Annotated in this window: 18 protein-coding genes; 9 read left to right on the forward strand and 9 right to left on the reverse strand. The window is 74.6% G+C overall.

Features of this window, described 5'->3' with window-relative positions; all coding sequences use genetic code 11:
* Positions 1 to 39: 39 nt before the first annotated feature.
* The 3 genes from FHX40_RS06615 to FHX40_RS06625 form a co-directional block, all read right to left on the reverse strand.
* The gene (locus FHX40_RS06615; protein WP_142258795.1) at positions 40 to 2172 is read right to left on the reverse strand and encodes a hypothetical protein; all 2133 of its coding nucleotides are present in this window, start codon (positions 2170 to 2172) and stop codon (positions 40 to 42) included.
* Between the two features lie 192 nt (positions 2173 to 2364).
* Positions 2365 to 2901 carry a YbhB/YbcL family Raf kinase inhibitor-like protein gene (locus FHX40_RS06620; protein WP_229788629.1) on the reverse strand — a complete coding sequence of 179 codons (537 nt, stop codon included), beginning with the start codon at positions 2899 to 2901 and terminating at the stop codon, positions 2365 to 2367.
* A 357-nt stretch (positions 2902 to 3258) separates the two neighbouring features.
* Positions 3259 to 4545, reverse strand: coding sequence for a serine hydrolase domain-containing protein (locus tag FHX40_RS06625; protein WP_142258796.1), 1287 nt, complete (start codon positions 4543 to 4545; stop codon positions 3259 to 3261).
* A 178-nt stretch (positions 4546 to 4723) separates the two neighbouring features.
* On the opposite strand from FHX40_RS06625, the gene FHX40_RS06630 reads away from it, so the two are divergent.
* On the forward strand, positions 4724 to 5239 hold the full coding sequence (locus tag FHX40_RS06630; protein ID WP_229788631.1) for a PH domain-containing protein: 516 nt from the start codon (positions 4724 to 4726) through the stop codon (positions 5237 to 5239).
* On the forward strand, positions 5236 to 6963 hold the full coding sequence (locus FHX40_RS06635) for a PH domain-containing protein (protein WP_229788634.1): 1728 nt from the start codon (positions 5236 to 5238) through the stop codon (positions 6961 to 6963). Before FHX40_RS06630 ends, FHX40_RS06635 begins: the two co-directional genes overlap by 4 nt.
* Before the next feature lie 102 nt (positions 6964 to 7065).
* Here FHX40_RS06635 and sepH read toward each other — a convergent pair whose 3' ends face one another.
* The 3 genes from sepH to FHX40_RS06650 form a co-directional block, all read right to left on the reverse strand.
* On the reverse strand, positions 7066 to 8451 hold the full coding sequence (gene sepH, locus FHX40_RS06640) for a septation protein SepH (protein WP_142258797.1): 1386 nt from the start codon (positions 8449 to 8451) through the stop codon (positions 7066 to 7068).
* Between the two features lie 487 nt (positions 8452 to 8938).
* Entirely contained in the window at positions 8939 to 10240 is a 1302-nt protein-coding gene (locus FHX40_RS06645; RefSeq protein WP_142258798.1) for a D-arabinono-1,4-lactone oxidase, read from the reverse strand.
* Between the two features lie 15 nt (positions 10241 to 10255).
* A complete protein-coding gene (locus FHX40_RS06650; RefSeq protein WP_229788636.1) occupies positions 10256 to 11488 on the reverse strand; it encodes an MFS transporter in 1233 nt (410 codons plus the stop codon).
* A gap of 232 nt (positions 11489 to 11720) precedes the next feature.
* Between FHX40_RS06650 and FHX40_RS06655 the strand changes: the two genes are divergently transcribed.
* Complete coding sequence (locus tag FHX40_RS06655) at positions 11721 to 12971, forward strand: lytic transglycosylase domain-containing protein (RefSeq protein ID WP_229788639.1); 1251 nt, start codon at positions 11721 to 11723, stop codon at positions 12969 to 12971.
* Positions 12972 to 12986: 15 nt separating this feature from the next.
* On the opposite strand, the gene FHX40_RS06660 is transcribed toward FHX40_RS06655, so the two are convergent.
* Positions 12987 to 13958, reverse strand: a complete 972-nt coding sequence (locus tag FHX40_RS06660; RefSeq protein WP_142258799.1) for a ferrochelatase — start codon at positions 13956 to 13958, stop codon at positions 12987 to 12989.
* A gap of 65 nt (positions 13959 to 14023) precedes the next feature.
* Here FHX40_RS06660 and FHX40_RS06665 point away from each other — a divergent pair, with 65 nt between their 5' ends.
* Entirely contained in the window at positions 14024 to 14842 is an 819-nt protein-coding gene (locus FHX40_RS06665) for an inositol monophosphatase family protein (RefSeq protein WP_268241038.1), read from the forward strand.
* Positions 14843 to 15124: 282 nt separating this feature from the next.
* Here FHX40_RS06665 and FHX40_RS25005 read toward each other — a convergent pair whose 3' ends face one another.
* Positions 15125 to 15301: a hypothetical protein gene (locus FHX40_RS25005; RefSeq protein WP_170198742.1), complete on the reverse strand. Its 177-nt coding sequence runs from the start codon at positions 15299 to 15301 to the stop codon at positions 15125 to 15127.
* 454 nt (positions 15302 to 15755) lie between these two features.
* On the opposite strand from FHX40_RS25005, the gene FHX40_RS06670 reads away from it, so the two are divergent.
* The 5 genes from FHX40_RS06670 (at position 15756) to FHX40_RS06690 (ending at position 20910) form a co-directional block, all read left to right on the forward strand.
* Positions 15756 to 16409: a response regulator transcription factor gene (locus FHX40_RS06670; RefSeq protein ID WP_142258800.1), complete on the forward strand. Its 654-nt coding sequence runs from the start codon at positions 15756 to 15758 to the stop codon at positions 16407 to 16409.
* 7 nt (positions 16410 to 16416) lie between these two features.
* Complete coding sequence (locus tag FHX40_RS06675; protein ID WP_142258801.1) at positions 16417 to 17778, forward strand: sensor histidine kinase; 1362 nt, start codon at positions 16417 to 16419, stop codon at positions 17776 to 17778.
* Between the two features lie 451 nt (positions 17779 to 18229).
* Entirely contained in the window at positions 18230 to 18529 is a 300-nt protein-coding gene (locus FHX40_RS06680; RefSeq protein ID WP_142258802.1) for a DUF4193 domain-containing protein, read from the forward strand.
* A gap of 28 nt (positions 18530 to 18557) precedes the next feature.
* Entirely contained in the window at positions 18558 to 19385 is an 828-nt protein-coding gene (locus tag FHX40_RS06685) for a hypothetical protein (protein ID WP_373286889.1), read from the forward strand.
* A 139-nt stretch (positions 19386 to 19524) separates the two neighbouring features.
* Entirely contained in the window at positions 19525 to 20910 is a 1386-nt protein-coding gene (locus FHX40_RS06690) for an alpha,alpha-trehalose-phosphate synthase (UDP-forming) (RefSeq protein WP_142258803.1), read from the forward strand.
* A 63-nt stretch (positions 20911 to 20973) separates the two neighbouring features.
* Here the strand turns inward: FHX40_RS06690 and FHX40_RS06695 are convergent, their stop codons facing one another.
* The gene (locus FHX40_RS06695; RefSeq protein ID WP_142258804.1) at positions 20974 to 21258 is read right to left on the reverse strand and encodes a DUF4235 domain-containing protein; all 285 of its coding nucleotides are present in this window, start codon (positions 21256 to 21258) and stop codon (positions 20974 to 20976) included.
* Positions 21259 to 21359: the final 101 nt, after the last annotated feature.

Consider the following 21359-nt stretch of genomic DNA (forward strand, 5'->3'; position numbering starts at 1 on the left):
GGAGGGGTACGGCCCGGCCGGGCGGGGCGGCGGGGCCGGTCAGCGGTAGTAGTCGGGGTAGTCGGGGTCGGCGCCGCGGTGGGCGCCCCGGCGGCCGCGCGGCTTGGTGTTCTTCGGGTCGGAGGAGGCGGTGTCGCCGGTCTTCTCGGTGTAGGACGGCAGGCCCGCCTGCGGCTCCCGCTCGGGCCAGGCGAGCGGGGCGGACGGGCTGCCGGTGCCGCCGATCGTGTAGGAGCGGCCGGACAGCAGGTCGTCACCCCCGGCGTCGGGCTTCGCCGAGCCGGTCACCGTGTCGGCGTCGTCGATCGTGGCCCAGCCCGGGCTCACCTCGTACGAGGACCCGGCCGAGCCGACGGGGGCCGCGGGACGGGGCCGGTACCCGTCCCGGAACGAGGTCTGGTACCCGGAGGTCGCCCAGGTCTCCCGGGACGACGAGGCCGGCGGCGGCTCGTCGTCGAGCACGTCGCGCACCGCGGGCCACCCGGCCTGCGGCGTCGGCGTGGCCGGTGCGGGCGGCAGCGGAGTGCCCGCCGCGGGGGTCGACGCACCCGCGCCGGAGCCCACCGGCGGCAGCGAGAACACGCCGGTCTCCGGCAGCGGCGTGCCCGCCGGGGCGGGGCCCGTCGGCGTGGGGGTACGACGGGCCGACCTGGCCGGCGGGTCGGGCATGAGACCCGCGGGGGTCGCCGACGCCGGCGGCATCGCGGGGAAGGGCTCGCTCGGGGAGCGCCGCGGCTCGGGCGTGCCGCTCTCCGGCGTGGCCGCCGGGGTGGGCGGGAACGAGCCGCTCACCGTGGGGGCGCCGGGGAAGGAGCCGGATGCCGGCGACGGACCACCCTGCGTCGCCGCCCGGCGACCACGCGCCTCACCGGTACGGCGAGCCGCCCCGGCGGTGCCGAGCGGGTCGAGCGCGTCGGCCCGGGCGGCCGCGGCGGCCGGGCGGGGAGCGGTGGACAGCGGGTCGGCGGGCGTGCGGCGGTGCGCGCCGGTGCCCAGCGCGTCGGGCCCGGGGGCCGACCGGGGACCCGTGGTGAGCGGGTCGGCGAGCGCGTCCGCACGCGGCTGGGCGATCGGCTCGGCGAGCGCGTCACCCGGCCGCGGCCCGGTGGTGAGCGGGTCGGCGGGCGTGCGGCGGTGCGCGCCGGTGCCGAGCGCGTCCGGTCCGGCCGACGCCGCGGCGGGCCGGGGCGCCGTGGTGAGCGGATCGGAGGAGCCGGGACGGCCCGACCCGGCGCCGATGGGGTCGGCGAGCGGGGTGGGCCGGGCGGGTGCGGCGCCCGGACGCGGGCCGGGACGCGACGAGCGGCCCTCACGCGGCTGCCGCGGTGCGCCACCGGGCCCCACCGGCTGCCGGGAGGCCGGTCCGGCGGCGGGTGCGGGACGCCCGGCGGGGCCGCCCGCGGGCGCGTGCCCGGGGCGGGCGCCGGCCGCGGCGCCGGGGCGTCCGGACGCGGGCCGGGCCGCGGCGCCGGGCTGCGGCGCCTGCGCGGCCGGGGGCGACGCGGCGGCGTTCGGCCGCAACCCCGGCGGCGCACCCGCCGGGGTCAGGCCCGGCTTCGCGCCGGCCGGGGTCGCGCCGGGGCCGGGGAAGCGTACGGTCTTGTCCTCCGCGCCCGCGGTCGACGGCGTGGCGCGGCCCGACTCCACCAGGTCGGCGAGGTTCTTGCTCTGCCGCGTCGGCAGCGGCGGGGGCGGCGCGTCGGCGGAACCGGCGGGGGAGGACTGGCCGGCCGGACGCGGGGTGCCCTGCTTGCCGTCGGCGGGGCCGCTCTCCTCGTCGCGTACCCGTGTCCAGTAGTCGTCGTCGTAGTCGTCCGAGTCGCCCCACTCGTCGCCGCGTTTCTTGCGGCCGCCCGAGCGCTGGCCGGAGCCCTTGTCAGCGGAGCCCTTGCCCTCGGACCCCTTGCCGGAGCTCTTGCCCAGGGAGGGGCGAAGGGAGCGGCGGCGTTCCTCGGGCTCGTCGTCGAGGGAGTCGAAGTCCTCCGGGAAGCTCTCGAAGAACGTGTCCTCCGCGGGCCGGGTCAACAGCCGCTTGGTCTTGCCCTCGGCCATGGCCTTGATGCGCTCGGGAGTCAGGTTGCTCTCCCGTCGCCTTCCCGACCGGATGCCGATGGTCACGATGGCGACCACCAGGAACACCACGGCGCCGAGGCCCACAATGATCGCTATCATCGCACCGTCCTTGTGGCCGTGCGGGCCATGGCCGTCCAGAGGCGCCGGCGAGATCGCGCGGCCATCAACGCGATCTTCCCCCTTCGATCACCTGCGCGCAGAGATTGGATCTGATTGTGTCCGACCACTATGACCGCTGTCACACCTTAAGTGAAGATCTGATAACCATTGCATCCTCCGGTCCGGAGCACGTCACTCGATGCCCGTGGCGGTGATACGGCCCCGGGCGATGGTGTGATTCGCGATGGCCGGCAGGGTTTCGGTCAGCCCGGCACCCTCCCCCAGATCCAGCCTCGTGTCGAGCGCATAGACACTGAACCGATAGCTGTCGCCGTCCCGGCACGGCGGGTCGTAGCCCACCTTGCCGCCGGTCCCGCGGCCCTGCCGGGCGCCCTGCGGCACACCGTTCTCGATCAGCACGGTGGTGCGGTGGTCGATGTTGAACACCACCCAGTGCACCGCCGAACCTTTCGGCGAGCTGGTGTCGGCCACGAGGGCGATCGACTTGGCCGTGGAGGGAATGTTCGACCAGCGCAGCGGCGGGTTGTTCCCGCTGCCGCAGGCGTACTCCCGTGGCAGGGGAGCTCCGTCGCGGAACTGCGAGCTGGTCACGGTCACCGAGTCCAGCGGCCGGTCCGCGCCGGCGGTACCACAGCCGGACGCCACGACCCCCACGGTCACCAGCATCACCGCGAGGCCCTTGCGTCCGGCCTTTCTCCCCTGCCCCATGGTGGACGATGCTACGCGCAACTGAGCCTGCTCCTGACCGGATCGCTCGCATCGGTGGCCCCGGCGGCCGGGACAAGTGCAGCGAGCGGCCAGAATCAGGGCAGGTGGCGGCGTGTGGGCAGGGTGAGATTGCCCACAGCCCCGGCTTCGTGATCTTATCCCGCTCCCCGAGTGAGCCGGTACGGCGTGCACGCAGGCCTGCGCCGGGACGTGTGGCCGGCGCGCAGGAAGACCGGCGGAACGAGCGGTTCCGTGGCCCATGGCCGCGCCGCACGCCGCCGTGCCGGTGATCGGCACGGCGGCGGAGACGGAGGGGGAGACGAGCGGGAGCCGGGAGGGGAGACGCCGTCTCCCCGGTCAGCGCAGCCAGGGCGCGGTGTGGCTCCGCGGCGGGATGCCGGCGGCCGACCTCGCCGCCGGGGCGTCGCCCTCGGCCTGCCCGGTGCCGCAGATCGCGCCGACCAGGTGCCGCCGCCAGGCCTCCTCACCGGCCGCCGCCTCCGGGTGCCACATCGTGTTGATGCCGGACGCCACGAACCTGGTGCCGTCCTCGGCGGCGGCGGCCACCGTGAGCATGCCGATGACCCCGCCGTCGTGGCCCCACACCGGGCCGCACGGCACGGTGAACCGCACCAGGCCGAGGCCGTAGTCGAGCGGGAGGTCCGCCAGGCCGGGGCCCGGGAGGACCGGCACCGTGGCGCGCATCTCGGCCAGCCGCGCCGCGCTGATCAGGCGCCCGCCGCCCAGCGCCGCGAAGAAGCGGTTGAGGTCGTCCATCGTGGACACCAGCGCGCCCGCCGTACCGGCCCACGACATGTCATAGGTGCTGAAGTCCCGCAGCGGGAAGGAGCCCATCGCGGAGGTGTACGCCCTGGCGTGCGGCTCCGGCAGGTGCGGCGTCCGCGGGAAGAAGGTGCGGGTGAGCCCGGCGCGCCGGATCACGTGCTCGGTGACGTACCGCTCGGCGGGCATCCCGGTGACCTTGGCGAGCAGCAGGCCGAGCACGATGTAGTTGGTGTTCGAGTAGACGCCCGGAAGCTCGCCCGGCCTGCCCGACGGCCCCACCTCGAGCCCGAGCCGCACCAGCTCGTGCGGGGTGAACCGGCGGAACCGCACCCGCTCGATGCTCTCCGGGCCGGTGAAGATCGCCTCGTCGTGGTCGCCCAGGTGGCTGGTGTGGTTGAGCAGCATGCGGACCGTGATGCGCCGGTCGGGCAGCAGGCCCGGCAGGTACCGCTCCACCGGGTCGTCGAGCCGGATCCGGCCGAGGTCCACCTGCTGCACGACGGCGGTGGCGACGAAGGTCTTGGTGACGCTGCCGATGCGGTGGTACATGTCCGGCCGCATGGGCCGCCCGCGCTCCAGGTCGGCGAGGCCCGCCGCGCCCCGCCAGTGCTCCCGCCCGGCCCGCACCGCCGAGTAGGCGCCCGCGACCCCGCCCGCGGGCACCTCGTCGAGCGTGCGCTGCAGCTCCCGCCGGTCGAGCCGCGGCGCCGCCGCGTCGGTGGCGGCCGGGGCGACGCCCGTGCCGGCGAGCAGCACGCCGAGCCCCAGCGCGACGATCGCCCGCACGCGGCCGCGCGGCCTGCTGCGGCCTGCGCCGGTGCGATTCCGCCGACGTCCCAACCGGAGAGCGCCCTTCATCGGTCCTCCCCGGCTCGGTGCCATGCCAAGATCACCGTACGGCGGGCAGGCCGGAGATGCGCGCGATTATGTCCGCGTATGCCGCGTTCGGCGGGTACCGGCCACGGAGCCGCGCGCCCGCCCCGGCATGATCGGGATGACAGCGGGCTCCACAACCATCGACGACTAGGGTTGAGACGTGACAATCGCCCTGCGTGACCCCGAGCATCGGATCTCGCCACGCGCCGTGCTGCTGTGGCTGGTCCACAACGTGATCTGGGCGGCGATCCAGGTGGGGGCCGTCCTGTTCGCCGTGTCCCAGATCGACTGGAGCGGCTGGACCTGGCTACCGGGGTGGATCCAGGACAACATCCGCCTGCTCCCGGTGATCGTCGCGGCCATCTGCTTCCCGCTCGCCTTCATCGAGGCGTTCTGGCGGTACGCGGTGCACCGCTGGGAGTTCACCGGCGACGTGGTGTACGCCCGGTCCGGCTGGATCAGCCGCGAGTGGGTGTTCGTGCCGGTGAGCCGGGTGCAGACGGTGGACAAGTCGCAGGGCTGGCTGGAGCGGGCGTTCGGCCTCGCCACCCTGAAGATCAGGACGGCCTCGCACGCGGGCTCGACCTCGATCAAGGGCCTCGACTTCACGGTCGCCGCCGAGCTCGCCGAGCGCATCGCCCAGCGCGCCAAGCAGGTGCGGGACGACGCGACATGAGCACGCCGTACCACGAGACCGGATCCGGTCCCGCCCTGCCGCACCCGCCCGCCCCCGGCGCGCCCGGGCCGGGCGGCCCTCCCGGCGCGCCGGTGCACCCGCAGGCGCCGGTCCCGGTGCTCCCGCCCGCCCGGCTGAGCCCGCGCGTGCTGCTCATCGACCCGCTGCGCACGCTGCGCTCGCTCCTCCTGCCGCTCGTCGGCGTGCTGTTCGTGGGCGGCTTCTCGCCCCGGTCGTTCCTGTGGGCCGCGCTCGGCGTGGTGCTCACGATCATCTACACCACGGTGCGGTGGGCCACGTTCACCTACCAGGTGGTGGGGGACCGGCTGGAGCTGCGCCGCTCGCTGATCGGCCGGTCGATCCGCACCATCCCGCTCGACCGCATCCGCGGCGTGGACGTCAGCACCCCGCCGCTGCACCGGCTGCTCGGGCTCGCCGTGCTCCGGATCGACACCGGCGCGAGCGGCGAGGAGTCCCAGGAGGGCGAGCTGAACGCGCTCACCGTGGCGGACGCCGAACGGGTACGGACCGTGCTGCTCCGCCGCGCGGCCGAGGTGCACGCCGCCGACGGGCAGGCCACGGCCCCGGCCGCCGAGCCCGGCGCGGAGGGCACGGCCGTGCCCGTGGCCCCGGCCACGCCGCCGCCGGGGGCGCCGGAGGCGCAGGCCGCGGCGCCGTACGGCGAGCCGCCCGCGCCGCCCGAGCACACGCTCGCCCGCGTGCCGCGCCGCTGGCTGCTCTACGGTCCCCTCTCCGGGGCCTACCTGCTCACCCCGTTCGCCCTGGTCGCCGGTGCGATCGGCGTGGCGTTCCAGGCGGCGGAGGAGTTCGGGATCAGCGCGAGCACCGCACGCAGCATCGGCGAGTGGCTGCTGGCGCACCCGTACCTGCTGATCGGCGCGGCCGTGGTGCTCGTGCTCGCCATGCCGGTGGTCGGCGGCCTCACCTACGCGGTGCTGCACTGGGAGTTCACGCTGCGCCGCCGCGACGGGTTCCTCGTCGCCGAGCGCGGCCTGATCGACCGCCGCAGCGTCTCGCTGGAGATCGCCCGGATCCGCGGCTACGAGCTGCTCGAGGGCCTCGGCGAGCGGCTCGCCGGGGTGGCGCGGCTGCGCGCCCTCGTCACCGGGCTCGGCGACGCGCGCACCCGCGGCCAGCTGCTGCCGGTGACGCCCCGCCGGTACGCCCTCGGCGTCGCCGCCGAGGCGGTCTGGCCGTTCACCGGGGATCTGGAGCCGCACCCGCGGGCGGCGCTGCGGCGGCGCCTGTTCCGCGCGGTCGCCCCGTGGGCCGCGCTCGCGGTCGCCGGGTTCGCGACCGGGTGGCCGGTGGTGGCGTGGCCCGCCGTGGTCCTCGCCGTCCTCGGCGTCCCGCTCGGCATCGACCGGTACCGCGCGCTCGGCCACACCTTCGACGGCGAGCACCTCGCGGTGCGGTCGGGCTCGCTGCGCCGCGTCCAGGCGCACCTCGAGGGGCGGGCGGTGGTCGGCTGGACGATCCGGCAGAGCTGGTTCCAGCGGCGGTCCCGCCTGGTGACCGTGGTCGCCGGGGTCGGCGCGGGCGGCGGTGGCTACTCGGCGGTCGACGCGGGCGAGGACCAGGGCGTCGAGTTCATCGCACGGGTCACCCCGGACTGGATCCGTCCCTTCCGCGCCGAGGGGGAGCGGGCGCCCGCGGCGGGCCGGGCGGCGACGGACGCCACCCCGCCCGAGGCGGCGGGCTGAGCCCGGCACGCGAACACCCCGCGGGGACGGCGTCGACGGACGACACGGGGGACCGCCGCGGCGGAATCGCCCGGGCGGCGGCGCGGAACCGGTGCGGCGGGATCAGTCCTGGCGGCGGGCGCCGAACATGATCTCGTCCCAGGTGGGGACGGAGGCGCGGCGGCTGCGCTTGCGGCCGCGCACCGCCTTCGCCGGCTTGACGGGCTGCGGCGGCGGGACCGGCTGCGGCGGCGGAACGGGCTGGGGCGGCGGCACCGGCTGCGGCGCCGCGGGCCGCGGGGCGGCCTCGGCGGCCTGGCCCGGAACACCCTCGGCCGGCGCGGCCTCGGTGCTCTCCGCGCTCGGGCGCGCGGCGGGCACGGCGACGGGCTCCGGCGTGGGCTCGACCACCCGCGGCTCGGGCACCACGACCTCGGGCTCGGGCTTCGCCGTGGCGGCGGGCTCGGCATTCGGCGCGTCGGCCACCGCGGCGCCGCCGGACGCGTCACCCTGCGCCGCCGTACCGCTCGCGGCCGGCTCCGCGGCCGTACGGCCCGTCTCCACGGGGGCCGGCGGCCGGAACGGGACCGGCGGCGGCGCGAACGGCACGCCGGGCGGCGGCGTCTGGGACTCCACGGGCGCCGCCGGGCGCGCGCCGGCCCGGTTGGTCTCGTCGCCGAGGACAGCGGCGGGCAGGCCGAGCGGCTCGCGGCCCGCGGGCGGGCGGCGGTCGGCCGGCGGACGCAGCGACTCGGCGGTGATGAGGTCGGCCTCGGGGTCGGCGGGAACCGGGGAGACGGCCGGGCGCCCGGGCGCCTCGGGGCGCAGCGGGGTCGGCGGCGTCGGTGTGCCCGCCGAGGCGGACGGGCCGCGCTTCGCCGCCAGCCGGGGGACGAGCGGCGTCACCGTGGTGTCCTCGTCCGGCTCCACGTAGTCGACGGCGGAGAGGCGCATGGCCTCCTCGTCGTGCGGGGTGATGTGGCGGCGCCGGGGGTCGAAGAGCCACTCCGCATGCCGGGTGGTGCCGTTCCACACGTAGCCGAGCTTCACCCGCCACAGGCCGTCGTCGCGCTTGCAGGAGTCCCAGTCGATCTCGTCGCTCGACACCCCCCGGCGCATCAGCCGCTCGGCGACGAGTTCACCGAGGGTCGGCCGCGGCCCGTTGGTCTCGCCCGGCAGACGCACCGCGACGCGCTGCGCCTGCTGAGCCATGTACTCGCGCTCTTGCAGCACGGGTCCCTCGAACCAGCGGACCCGCTCCACGGGGATGCCCGCGGTCGCGGCGATCTCCTCGGCGGTCTCTCCCGCGCGGATGCGCGCCTGGATCTCCTTCGGGCGCAACGGACTCTCCACTTCGATCTCGTACTGGCCGAGACGGGAGAAGTTGCCGCGGACGGCCGCACGGAGCCGGTCGTCGACCGGGAGCGTGAAGCGCGTACCCCTGCCGGCGGTCGCCAGCACGAGGTACGTGCCGTCCTCGCTCACCGCGACGAGTCGGAGCTCCTGCATGCGAGTCCCTTCGTCGTCGTGCTCAATCTTCCCCCGGACCCTTGAGTCTGTCGCGAGAGTCGTTTCCCTTCCAGCACCGTACCCGGCATGTCCGAACATCGCCTTCCTCGGGGGTGCCAGAGTCGCGGTGACGCCGGGCACTTTTGTCGTGTTTACCCTTATACACACTTTCGGTGTGCCGCAACCGGGTACGGCCCTGGACGAATTCTCGCGTGTCGCGGGCGATCGCGGCGTGGACTTGGGCGAAGAGCTCGAAGAAGAATTCACGCGCCCACATCCTCAGCCAGGTCGTGCCCACCTCGCCGCCGGTTTACCGACTCCTTGCCGTCGGCCCCGGCCCACTGCACACCGTCTCATCCGGGAGCGGGAAAGCAAGCCGACACGCCGGGGCAGAGTGCCGATCACGTGGTGATTCCGTCCGAACGCGCGGGCAACGGTCACCCGCGCCGTGCCGTCCGTGCCGGTCAGGGCACCGCCCGGGTACGGCTCAGCCCAGCACGGTGTCGAGGTACGCGTTGCCGAAGACCCGGTTCGGGTCGAGCCGGTCCCGCAGCGCGACGAAGTCGCCGAAGCGCGGATAGACCGCGGCGAGGTAGGCGGCGTCGCGGGTGTGCAGCTTGCCCCAGTGCGGCCGGCCGTCCAGCCGCACCATGAGCCGCTCGGCCGCCTCGAAGTAGCGCGGCTCGGGCGTGCGGTGGAAGACGTGGAACGCGAGGTACGCGGTCGCCCGGCCGTACGCGGGGGAGAGCCAGGCGTCGCTCGGCGGCGACACCCGCACCTCGACCGGGAAGGAGATGCGCAGCCGTTCCCGGTCGATGAGGTCGCGCACCCCGCGCAGCGCGGTGCCGAGGTGCTCCACCGGGATCGCGTACTCCATCTCCAGGAAGCGCACCCGGCGCACGGTGGCGAACACCCGGTACGACACGTCGGTGAACTCGACGGCGCTCAGCGCGGCCCCGGACAGCCGGTTGATCGCGGGGATCGCCGCGGGCACGCGGGCCCCGATCTCGCACAGCGCGCCGAAGACGGTGTTCTCCAGGAACTCGTCGTCGAACCACCGCCGCAGCGGGCCGCGGCCGCCGATCGGCCCGTCGCCGCGGTTGTTGAGCTTCACCAGGCAGGCGTCGGTGTGCGGGAACCAGAAGAAGTCCACGTGCTCGTTGGCCGCGAGGATCTCGTCCAGCCGGCCCAGCAGCGCGGTGAGCCGCATCGGCCGCCGCACCGCGCGGAGCAGGAACGACGGCACCACCTTGAGCGTGACCTCGGTGACCACGCCGAGCGCGCCGAGCCCGACGCGGGCGGCGTCGAACAGGTCGCGCCGCTTCGGGTCGGCCTCGTCCTCGCCGACCCGCGTCACGGTGCCGTCGGCGAGCACGAGCTCGAGCCCGGCGACCTGGTCGGCGAGGCCGCCGACGTCCCGGCCGGTGCCGTGGGTGCCGGTCTGCAGCGCCCCGGCGATCGTCTGCGCGGTGATGTCGCCGAGGTTCGCCAGGGCGAGGCCGCGCCGGTGCAGCTCGGCGTTGAGCACGTGCAGCGGGGTGCCCGCCGCCACCCGCACCCGGCCGTCGCCGACCTCGCGCACGCCGGTGAGCGCGTCGGGCCGCAGCAGCAGCCCGTCGGTGAGCGCGACGCCGGTGAACGAGTGGCCGCTGCCGGCCATCCGGACCCGCCGTCCCGCCGCGGCCGCCCGGGCGACCGCCTTCGCCACCTCGTCGGTCGAGGCCGGGGTCTGCACCTCGGCGGGGTGGGCGACCTGGTTACCGGCCCAGTTCCGGAACACCTCGCGCATAAATGTGAACGGTACTCATGAACGCCCCTCGCCGGTAGGGGTCTGCAGCACCGAGCGCGCGGGGTCGTCGGGGGTGCGCAGCAGCGCCGACCCGGCGTACGCGATGGCCACCGCGACCAGGCCGCTGAGGAACGAGTAGAGGTAGGCGTCGCCCGGGCCGTACAGGTCGGTGAGGCGGCCGCCCGCCCAGGAGCCGACGGCGACGCCGAAGCCGAGCGCGGTGGAGATCCACGCCATGCCCTCGGTGAGCAGGTGCGACGGCACGAGCCGCTCGATGAGCGCGTAGCCGGTGATGATCGTCGGGGAGATCGCCAGCCCGGCGCCGAACAGCGCGGTCGCCATCGCCAGGTTGCCGCGCACCAGCAGGATCGGGGTGAGCCCGACCGCGAACACCAGCAGCGCGCGCAGGTACCGGGTGCGCAGCGGGATGCGCCAGGCCCGCCCGCCGAACCACAGCCCGGAGACGAGACTGCCGCCCGCGAAGGCGGCGAGCATCGGCCCGGCCGCCCCCTTCGCGCCGTTCGCCTCCGCGTACGCCACCGTGATCACGTCGGCCGAGCCGAACACCGAGCCCATCGCGAGGAACACGGCGGCGAGCAGCGCGACGCCGGGGATGAGGATCGGGCTGCCCCGGTGCCGCACGCCCTCGCCGCGCCGTACCGGCGGCTCGGTACGGCGCTGCAGCGCGAACGCGATCGTGCCGCCCACGCCGAGCACGAGCGCGAGCACCAGCCCGGCGTACGGGCTGACCAGGGTGGCGAGCCCGGTCACGATCGTCGGCCCGGAGACGAAGATCACCTCGTCGGCGACCGACTCGAACGAGAACGCGGTGTGCAGCCGTCCCGATCCGCCGAGCAGGTGCGTCCAGCGCGCCCGCACCATCGAGCCGAGCGAGGGCGCCGCCGCGCCCGCGACCACGCCGGCCGCGAACAGCGTCCAGGTCGGCGCCTCGGCGTGCACGAGCAGCATGAACGCGACGAGCGCCGCGCCGTGCAGCAGCGAGAGCGGGATGAGCACCCGGGCCTGGCCGAACATGTCGACCAGCCGCCCGGACAGCGGGGCGGCGAGGGCGAACGCGATCGCGACCGCGCCGGAGAGCGCGCCGGCGGTGGCGTACGAGCCGGTCACCGCGGAGATGAGCAGGACGACGCCGATGCCGTGCATCGACATGGGCATCCGGCCCAGGAATCCGGTGATGACGAAGCCCTTGACGCCGGGCGTGCGGAACAGGTCTCGGTACGGCCCCACCACGTCGTCTTCCTTCCAGCCACTCACAGCAACGCGCTCACGGCGCGAGTCCGCGGTGCCCGCCCACGGCGACCGCGATCGCCGTTCGTGCTCAGCGGACGGCGACGCCCACCCGAGACATGCGAAATGTCCCCTTTGACCTTCGCGTAGCTGTTATGTCATCCGCAAGTAATTTTGCACCCTCGCATCTGTTACTCGGACACAGCGCCCCGGTCGATCTAAGGTGTCCGCCGTGCCCCGTATTCCGCACCTCGCGATCGTGGTCGGGACCCTCGCCGGGGTGATCGTCCTCACCATGGCCGCCGCGGGGGTCCACCTGCTCGCCCACGGCGGCACGGGCGCGACCGCCGCGGCCGGTGCCGCGGGCACGGCCCCGGGTCCGGCGCACTCCGCCGGGCCGCGCGCCGACCTCCCCCTGGTCACCGTGCCCGGGCAGGACACCGGGGCGGCCGCCGCTCCCACGCCGTCCGCGACCGCACGGCCGTCGCCGGACGCCTCCGCGGGCGCCGGGCTCCGCCTCACCCCGCCCGCCGTGGTGGCGATCGCCCCGCGCCGGGTCGGCGACGCCCACCTGCGGCGGCTGCGGTCGCTGCGGCACGTGCGCGGCGCGCTCACCGTGGGCGGCGGGGCGGTGCGGGTCGCCGGGGTCACGCTCAACCTGCTCGCCGTACCGGTGGCGGAGTTCCCCAGGTGGACGCCGGTCGGGGTGGCGGACCGGCCCGAGCCGTGGGAGGCGCTGCGCCGGGGCGAGCTCGTCGCCGAGGCCGCGGCCGCGCGCCGGCTCGGCCTCGTCCCCGGCGCGCACTACCAGATCGACGGCGGCCCCCGGCTCCGGCTCGCCGCCGCGGCCGCGATCGGCCTGCCCGGCATCGACGGCTACGTGAGCGAGGAGACCGGGCGGCGGCTCGGGCTCACCCCCGGCGTGGTGGTGCTGGTGAGCGGCCCGGTGACGAGGGCGGGGGAGCTCACCGGCGGGGTGCGCCGGGTGCTCGGCGCGGGCACCCAGGTGGTGGTCACCGGCGCGCCCGCGGCCGCCCGCACCGCGGCGCCGCGCGCCGCCCGCACGCCGTCCCGCGACGAGTTCACCGGCCGCGTGGGCCGCCCGGGCAGCTACATCGAGCTGTACCGGCGCGCGGCGGCGCTCTGCCCCGGCCTGTCCTGGACGGTGCTCGCCGCGATCGGCCAGGTGGAGAGCGGCCACGGCCGCAACAACGGGCCGTCCTCGGCGGGCGCGCTCGGCCCGATGCAGTTCATGCCGGCCACCTGGAGGGCCTACGGCGTGGACGGCGACGGCGACGGCAGGGCCGACATCATGAACCCGTACGACGCGGTCCCGGCGGCCGCGAACTACCTGTGCGCCACCGGCGCGGGGCAGGGCGGCGACCGGCTGGCGAAGGCGATCTGGCACTACAACCACTCGTGGTCGTACGTGTCCAGGGTGCTCTCCCTCGCCAACGCCTACGCCGCGGCGTACCCGGACTGATCCGGGTACGGCCGGTCAGGGGCGGCCGGGGCGGGCCGGCGCCGGGCAGCAGAGGTCCGGGCAGTTGACCGGCTCGGGCTCGGCGAGCAGGTCCGCGACCATCTCGGCGAACCGGGGGTGGGTGCCCGCGGTGGCCGCGCGGGTGAGCGCGATGCCGAGCTCCCGCGCCACGTCGGCGGCCTCCACGTCGAGGTCGTAGACGACCTCCATGTGGTCGGTGACGAACCCGATCGGCACGAGCACCACCGCGGCCACGCCCTCCTTGGCGAGCGCGCGCAGATGGTCGCACACGTCCGGCTCCAGCCACGGCACGTGCGGCGGCCCGCTGCGGCTCTGCCACACCAGGTCCCACTGGGTCCGCCCGACGCGGTCGGCGACGAGCCCGGCCACCCGGCGCAGCTGCACCTCGTACCCGTTGCGCCACGGGCTCGCGCCCGCCGCCATGGACAGCGGGATGCTGTGCGCGGTGAACACCAGCCGGGCGCGGTCGCGCAGCTCCGCGGGCAGCCGCCCGATCGCCTCGGCGGTGTGGTCGGCGAACGCGGCGATGAACGCGGGGTGGTCGAAGTAGTGGCGCAGCCGTACCACCTCGGGCGCGCCGGGCACCTCGGCGCGGGCCCGGGCGATGTCGTCGAGGTACTGGCGGCAGCTCGAGTAGGAGCTGTACGCCGAGGTGATGAACGCGGCGGCGCGCCGTACCCCGTCGGCGGCCATCTGCCGCAGGGTGTCGGCGAGGAACGGGTGCCAGTTGCGGTTGCCCCAGTAGATCGGCAGGTCCACGTGCGGGCGGATCGCCTCGATCAGCTCCCGGCACTGCCGGTTGATCGGGCTCACCCCGCCGAACCGCTGGTAGTGGGCCTCCACCTCGAGCAGCCGCTCCCGGGGCACGCCGCGGCCCCGGACCACGTTCTCCAGGAACGGCATCACGTCGTCGGGCCCCTCGGGCCCGCCGAAGGAAACGACGAGCAACGCGTCATAGCTCCCCATGACCCCATCCAACCGCACGGACCCGCCGCCCCTCCTTTCGCGGGGGTAAAGGTAGGTTCGGCAGGGTGAGCAATCAGCTGGATGTCCCCCGAAGCGAGCTGCTCGACCTCGCCGTACGCATCGCCAAGGAGGCCGGCGACATGCTCGTGGCCAAGCGGCCGCGGCGGCCGGAGATCGTCGAGACCAAGTCGAGCCCGACCGACGTGGTGACCGCACTGGACCACGCCTCCGAGGAGCTGATCCGCGGCCGGATCCGCGAGGCCCGGCCCGCGGACGCCATCCTCGGTGAGGAGGACGGCCTCAGCGACGGCGCCGGGCGGGTGCGCTGGATCGTCGACCCGATCGACGGCACCGTCAACTTCCTGTACGGCCTGCCGGAGTGGGCGGTGAGCATCGCCGTGGAGGTCGACGGCGAGGTCGTGGCCGGCGTGGTGAACGTGCTCCCGCGCAAGGAGGTGTTCGCGGCCGAGAAGGGCGCGGGCGCCTACCTGCTCACCACCGGGGAGCGGCTGCACTGCACCACCGGGGTGCCGCTCGAGGAGGCGCTGATCGCCACCGGGTTCGGCTACGCGCGGGGCCGCCGCAAGGTGCAGGCCGAGGTGCTGGCGCACGTCGTCCCCCGGGTGCGCGACATCCGGCGCGTCGGGTCGGCCGCGGCCGACCTGTGCGCGTTGGCCGCCGGGCGGGTGGACGGCTACTACGAGCGCGGCCTCAACCTCTGGGACTACGCCGCGGGCGCGCTGATCGCCGCGGAGGCCGGGGCGCGCGTCGGCGGGCTGCACGGCAACCCCATCGGCCCGGAGTTCGCGATCGCCGCCGCGCCGGAGCTCTTCGAGCAGCTGCACGACCTGCTCGCGCCGCTCGACCCGGCGCGCGACGCCTAGCGCGCGGCCGGCGGGGCCCGATGCGCCGGTACGCCGGCGTGGTGTCCGGCGCGACAGGCATGCCGAAGGCGGGGTCTGACGCGCCGGACCCGTCGGTGGGTCCGGTCGCCGGGCCCGCCGGTCCCTGCGGCGTCCTACCGGTTCGGTGTTCGGTGCACTGCCCGGGCCCGTGCGCGCCGGGCCCGCTCACCGGGGCGGTTCACCGTACCCGCCTGACCGGCCCGAGATCGCGGGTCGCCGCCGTGCTCGCCGCCCGGCGGGCGCGGCCGGCGGCCCCGCCGGTCAGAGGGCGGGCGGCTGGGGCGGCGTGACGCCGTTCTCGATGGCGATGCGACGAAGGTCCTCGATCTCCGCGGTGAGCGTGTCGGCGAGGAAGTCGTCGCCGGCGGACCGGGCCTCGCGCAGCCGGCGGTAGGCCTGGTCGAGCCGGTGTTCGATCGTGGCCGTGAACTCGCCCATCTCACCTACTCTCTCGTGCTGACCGCCGTCACCGGGACGGCGGTGGGGCGGGTGGACCACGCCCTACCCACGAGTCGCCCTGGTCTAAACCTCACTTCGCGGTGATTTCACAAGTGTTCGTCAGGCGTTCGTCATGACCTAAAGTGAGCAGGCCGGACGGGGTTGCGGCGGCCCGGCTTACCGCGCGCTTACGGCGACCGGAGGGACAATTGGGAGCCGTCGGTACCGCGCCGGCACACCGTGCCGGGCGCGGCCGCCCGCCGTGGCGCCACCGTGCGGGCGCCACGGCGTGCCGCAGGTGACGGCGCCGCGCGGCGGCGTCGATCATGTGGCGACCACGTGGCGACGAGACGGCGAAAGGGCGCCGCGACGCGGCCCTGCGGAGTCACCCTGTGAAGTGACCCCCTGGCGGGGCGGAGCGGAGCCTGCTGCGAACAAGGGAGGCGGCGAAGGCATGCGGGTCCTTGTGGTGGAGGACGAGCGGGTGCTCGCGGACGCGATCGCGACCGGGCTGCGGCGCGAGGCGATGGCGGTGGACGTGGCCTACGACGGGGCCGCGGCGCTGGAGAAGACCTCGTACGTCGACTACGACGTGATCGTCCTCGACCGGGACCTGCCGAAGGTGCACGGCGACGAGGTGTGCCGCCGGCTCGTCGCCCGGCGCAACCCCTCGCGCATCCTCATGCTCACCGCCGCCGGTGAGGTGGACGACAGGGTCGAGGGCCTGGAGCTGGGCGCGGACGACTACCTGGCCAAGCCGTTCGTGTTCATGGAGCTGGTGGCCCGGGTGCGCGCGCTCGCCCGGCGCACCGCCCCGCCGCTGCCCCCGGTGCTGGAGCGCGCGGGCATCCGGCTCGACCCGGGCAAGCGCACGGTCACCCGGGACGGCCGGGAGATCTCGCTCACCAAGAAGGAGTTCGCGGTCCTGGAGGAGCTGATGCGCGCCGACGGCGCGGTGGTGAGCCAGGAGGACCTGCTCGACAAGGCGTGGGACGAGAACATCGACCCGTTCACGAACGTGGTGCGCGTCACGATGATGACGCTGCGCAAGAAGCTCGGCGATCCCCCGGTGATCGAGACCGTCCCCGGGGTGGGCTACCGGCTGTGAGCGATCGATGAGCGAGCAGCGACGCCCGCGCTCCGCGTACCCCCAGGGCCAGGCCGGCGGGTGGCGGAGCGAGCAGCCCACCGTGGAGAGCCCGCGGGGCCCCCTGCCCGGCCAGCCGCCGCCGCCCACCGGGCCGCCGGTGTGGGACGGGCCCCCGCCGCCCGCGCCCGCGCCGCTCGTGGTACGGCCCAGCCCGATCGACCGGCTGAAGGCGATCGGCGGCCGGATGAGCATCCGGGTGCGGCTCACCCTCACCTACGGCGCGCTGTTCTTCCTCTGCGGGGCCGTGCTGCTCGGCGCGATGTACGCCTACGCCGGCCACCTGCTCAACGACACGCTGACGTCTCCGGAGGACATCGCGGTCCCCTCGCGCTGGCCGCCGGAGCTGGCCGAGGCCTACCGGGAGGCGTACGCGGAGCAGCGGGAGGCGGCGATCCGCGGGGTGCAGGCCGCGCTGCTCAAGCGGTCCCTGCTCACCCTGCTCGGGCTCGGCGTGATCGCGCTCGCGCTCGGCTACTTCGCCGCCGACCGGGCGCTGCGCCCGATCCAGAAGATGACCGCGACCGCGCGCCGCCTGTCGGAGACCTCGCTCGCGCACGAGCGCATCGACCTGCAGGGCCCCGACGACGAGCTGAAGGAGCTCGCCGACACCTTCGACGCCATGCTCGCCCGGCTCAACCGGGCGTTCGACGCCCAGCGCCGGTTCGTCGACAACGCCTCGCACGAGCTGCGCACCCCGCTGGCGATCAACCGCACGGTGCTCGAGGTGGCGCTCGGCGACCCGGAGGCCTCCGAGGACCTGAAGGTCCTCGCCCGCACCCTGCTCGGCACGAACGCGCGCAACGAGCAGCTCATCGAGGGGCTGCTGCTGCTCGCGCGCAGCGAGCGGGAGCTGAGCGTGCGCAAGGAGGTCGACCTGTGCGAGGTGGCGCAGACCGCGGTCGAGCAGCTCGCCCGGTTCGCCGAGGAGAACCGGGTGACCGTGCGCACCGAGCTGTTCCCGGCGCGCACCACCGGCGACCCGGTGCTGCTCGAGCGGTGCGTGTCGAACCTGGTGGAGAACGCGATCAAGTACAACCTGCCCGAGTCGGGCGAGGTGTGGGTGCGCGTCGGCACCCACGACGGGGGATCGGTGGTCCAGGTCTCCAACACCGGGCCGCACGTGCCCGCCTACGAGGTGGACGACCTGTTCGAGCCGTTCCGGCGGCTCAACGCCGACCGGATCGACTCGGCGCGCGGCGCGGGGCTCGGCCTGTCGATCGTGCGCGCCGTGGTGCGCGCGCACGCGGGCACGGTCACCGCGGTGCCGCGGGACGGCGGCGGCCTGGTGGTGACGGTGCGCCTGCCCCATGGCCTGAGGGCCGCGTGACGGCGTCTCCGCGGGCGCCGGAGGGCACGACGAGGGCACGCGTGAGAGGTGCGCGGCGGCCGCCGGAGCGCCGCGTGGCCGCCCCTCCGCCGCCCGGTCCGCGGCCCCGCCCGCGGCCCGCCGTACCGGCGCGCGGGGCCGGGAATCGATCGCGGGGTGTGACGCGTTGGATCAACCCGCGGGGGAGCGTCTCTCTACGGTCCGCACATGTGGTTTGATGTGCCGTCGAACATGTCGGGGCCGGGTGTCCGGCGGCGGGGATACGACCGTTTTCCGGCGGGCTTCGGCGCGCCCGGAGACGCGGCCCCGGCGTGGCTGGAGGTTCGTGACGGGCCTGATCCGGGTACCGAAGCAAAATCTCCTCGCCGGAATGGGCACAAGATGGGCTTCCCAGACGTTATAGGCGCGCGACGGTGCGCAGACACATAGACGAGGGGGATGGAGTACGCACATGGCTACCGACTACGACAGCCCGCGCAAGACCGACGACGACCTGGGGGAGGACAGCCTCCAGGAACTCCAGGCGCGGCGCACCGACAAGGCCGCCAGCACGATCGACATCGACGAGACCGACCTCGCCGAGTCGCTCGAGCTGCCCGGCGCCGACCTGTCCAACGAGGAGCTGTCGCTGCGGGTGATCCCGCGGCAGGCGGACGAGTTCACCTGCTCGAGCTGCTTCCTGGTGCACCACCGCAGCCAGCTCGCGTCCGACCGCGACGGCCGGCAGATCTGCCGCGAGTGCGCCGCCTGACCGTACCGGCCTGAGGAGGGTCCGCGTTGTGACTTCCGAGGCGGATCGGCCTGCCACCGATCCGAACGAGGTTCCGTCCCCGGCCGGAGGCGGCCACGGCCTCGCACCGGGCGAGGCCCACGGCGAGGTCGCCGACCTCGTCGGCAGACTGACCGAACGTGAGGGCATGGACACGGCCGAGCGGCGCCGGCTGCTCGGCCGTCTCACGCTCGCGTTGCGGCGCACGGCGCGGCAGACCCGTTCGTCCGGATGGCGGCGGGGCCGGTGGCTCGCTGAACTTTTCGTGTCGATCGCCCCGCGCATCCCGATCCGAGACCTTTCCACCCTACAGGAGCACCATTACGGACTCACCGGCGACCGCCTCGCCGATGACCTAATTCGCACCGCCGCGAAGGCCACCACCGCGGTCGGCGCGGTCGGCGGCGCGCTCGCCGCCGCGGAGTTCGCCGCGCCGCCGCTGCTGCTGTCGGCGCCGGCCCAGATCGTCGCCGAGACCCTGGTGGTCGCGGCGATCGAGGTGAAGCTCATCGCCGAGTTGCACGAGGTGTACGGCGTGCCGGTGCCCGGCACCACCGTGCAGCGCGCCATGGCGTGCACCACGGCGTGGGCACGGCAGCGCGGGGCCGACCCGCTCACCCCCGGCTCGATGACCGCGGCGCTCGGCACCGCCGCGAAGACCGCCCTGCGCAGACGGCTCATGCGCACGCTCGGGCGGCATCTGACCACGTTGGGGCCGTTCCTCACCGGCGCCGTGGCCGGTGGCGCGCTCAACCGCGCGGCCACGCTCCGGCTCGGCCGTGCCGTACAGGAGGAGCTGCGCGCCCGGGCCCAGGGTTCACCGGATATTCCCCGCTAATTGGTTGACCGAAATATTCCCGTAAATCGCCCACCGGCGCGATTTCCAATTTGTGAGAACTCTATGACCTAAGGTCGGATACGAGAAGTCCTGCCCGGTTTCGTATGGTGGTTCAAAACAGAACACACCGGGAGGTCGAGTGCACGCCACGAGCTCGTTTCTGATCGTAGCGAACAGGCTACCGGTCGACCGCACCATCGGCCCCGACGGCGAGGCGTCGTGGCGACGGAGCCCCGGCGGCCTGGTCACGGCCATCGCGCCGGTCATGCAGCGCCGTGACGGCGCGTGGCTGGGCTGGCACGGAGCCCCGGACGAGGAGCTCAAGCCCTTCGACCACGAGGGCATGCACCTGATTCCGATCCCGCTCTCGTCCACCGAGGTGGAGCTCTACTACGAGGGCTTCTCCAACGCCACCCTCTGGCCGCTCTACCACGACGTCGTCGCCAAGCCCATCTACTCCCGGGTGCTGTGGGACGCCTACCGCGCCGTCAACGACCGCTTCGCCCGGGCGGCGGCCGACGCCGCGGCCCCCGGGGCCGTCGTCTGGGTACAGGACTACCAGCTCCAGCTCGTGCCCGCGATGCTCCGCAAGCTCCGCCCCGACCTGAAGATCGGCTTCTTCCTCCACATCCCCTTCCCGCCGGAGGAGCTGTTCCTCCAGCTCCCGTGGCGGCGGGAGATCCTCGAGGGGCTGCTCGGCGCGGACCTCGTCGGCTTCCAGCGTCCCGGCGGCACCTCGAACTTCATCCGGCTGGTCCGGCGGCTGCTCGGCCAGCCGAACACCCGGCACGAGATCCACGTGGACGGCCGGATCGTGCGCACCGAGGCCTTCCCCATCTCGGTGGACTTCGCCTCCATGGACCAGCTCGTCCGCAAGCCGAGCGTGATCCAGCGTGCCCGGGAGATCCGGGCCGAGCTGGGTGACCCGGTCCACGTGTTCCTCGGCGTCGACCGGCTCGACTACACCAAGGGCATCGGACAGCGCCTCAAGGCGTTCGGCGAGCTACTGAGCGAGGGGTCGCTCGCCCCCGGCGAGGCGGTGTTCGTGCAGATCGCCACCCCCTCGCGGGAGCGGGTCGAGGAGTACCGGCTGCTGCGCGACGAGATCGAGCTGCAGGTGGGGCGGATCAACGGCGAGCACGGCTCGCTCGGCCAGCCCCCGATCTGCTACCTGCACCAGTCCTACAGCCAGGAGGAGCTCGCGGCGCTGTACCTCGCCGCGGACGTCATGGTGGTGACGCCGCTGCGGGACGGCATGAACCTGGTCGCCAAGGAGTACGTGGCCTGCCGGCCCGACCTGCGCGGTGCCCTGGTGCTCAGCGAGTTCGCCGGGGCCGCCGACGAGCTGCGGCAGGCCTACATGGTGAACCCGTACGACGTGGAGGGGCTCAAGCGGGCGATGCTCGCCGCCGCCCGGGCCACTCCCGACGAGCTGGCCCGCCGCATGCGCTCGATGCGGCGCCGGGTCGCCACCTACAACGTCGACCGGTGGGCGAACGACTTCCTGTCCGCCCTGGAGGGGTAGCCGTCCGGCGGAGGCTTCCCCGCTGACCGCCGGGACGCACGCCCGGACGTTCCCACTGGACAACTAGGACAAGCCGCCGGCCTTCTGCTTCCAGGACTGCCACCGCTTGGCGACGGTGCGGGTGGCGACGATGCGCGTCACCTCCATGCCGACGCCCATGACGACGGCGTACCCTATGGCCTCGGCCATGCTGATCTCCAGCGAGTCGGGGTCGGCCGGCGGCTTTTTCCCGGTCACCTTCTGCCAGCCCCACTCGATCGCCTTGCGGGCCACGAAGCCGGTGCCGAGGCCGATCACGGCCCCGATGAGCCGCCACACCACGTCGGGCCGTTCCGCTTTCTCCGTCATCCGTGCTCCTTTCCTCACCGGCATCGAAACCCTACTGCGCCGCGGCCCCGGCGAGGGCGCAGGAAACCCCGGCGCGCGGCACGGCCGTACCCGGACGGCAC

It is taken from the genome of Thermopolyspora flexuosa (assembly GCF_006716785.1).
Classification (GTDB): Bacteria; Actinomycetota; Actinomycetes; order Streptosporangiales; family Streptosporangiaceae; genus Thermopolyspora; species Thermopolyspora flexuosa.

What these genes read in the sequence shown, in the direction of transcription:
- FHX40_RS06615 (WP_142258795.1), bottom strand. Translation starts at nt 2,172, where the DNA reads ATGATAGCGATCATTGTGGGCCTCGGCGCCGTGGTGTTCCTGGTGGTC.
- FHX40_RS06620 (WP_229788629.1), bottom strand. Translation starts at nt 2,901, where the DNA reads ATGGGGCAGGGGAGAAAGGCCGGACGCAAGGGCCTCGCGGTGATGCTG.
- FHX40_RS06625 (WP_142258796.1), bottom strand. Translation starts at nt 4,545, where the DNA reads ATGAAGGGCGCTCTCCGGTTGGGACGTCGGCGGAATCGCACCGGCGCA.
- FHX40_RS06635 (WP_229788634.1), top strand. Translation starts at nt 5,236, where the DNA reads ATGAGCACGCCGTACCACGAGACCGGATCCGGTCCCGCCCTGCCGCAC.
- sepH (WP_142258797.1), bottom strand. Translation starts at nt 8,451, where the DNA reads ATGCAGGAGCTCCGACTCGTCGCGGTGAGCGAGGACGGCACGTACCTC.
- FHX40_RS06645 (WP_142258798.1), bottom strand. Translation starts at nt 10,240, where the DNA reads ATGCGCGAGGTGTTCCGGAACTGGGCCGGTAACCAGGTCGCCCACCCC.
- FHX40_RS06660 (WP_142258799.1), bottom strand. Translation starts at nt 13,958, where the DNA reads ATGGGGAGCTATGACGCGTTGCTCGTCGTTTCCTTCGGCGGGCCCGAG.
- FHX40_RS25005 (WP_170198742.1), bottom strand. Translation starts at nt 15,301, where the DNA reads ATGGGCGAGTTCACGGCCACGATCGAACACCGGCTCGACCAGGCCTAC.
- FHX40_RS06670 (WP_142258800.1), top strand. Translation starts at nt 15,756, where the DNA reads ATGCGGGTCCTTGTGGTGGAGGACGAGCGGGTGCTCGCGGACGCGATC.
- FHX40_RS06675 (WP_142258801.1), top strand. Translation starts at nt 16,417, where the DNA reads ATGAGCGAGCAGCGACGCCCGCGCTCCGCGTACCCCCAGGGCCAGGCC.
- FHX40_RS06680 (WP_142258802.1), top strand. Translation starts at nt 18,230, where the DNA reads ATGGCTACCGACTACGACAGCCCGCGCAAGACCGACGACGACCTGGGG.
- FHX40_RS06695 (WP_142258804.1), bottom strand. Translation starts at nt 21,258, where the DNA reads ATGACGGAGAAAGCGGAACGGCCCGACGTGGTGTGGCGGCTCATCGGG.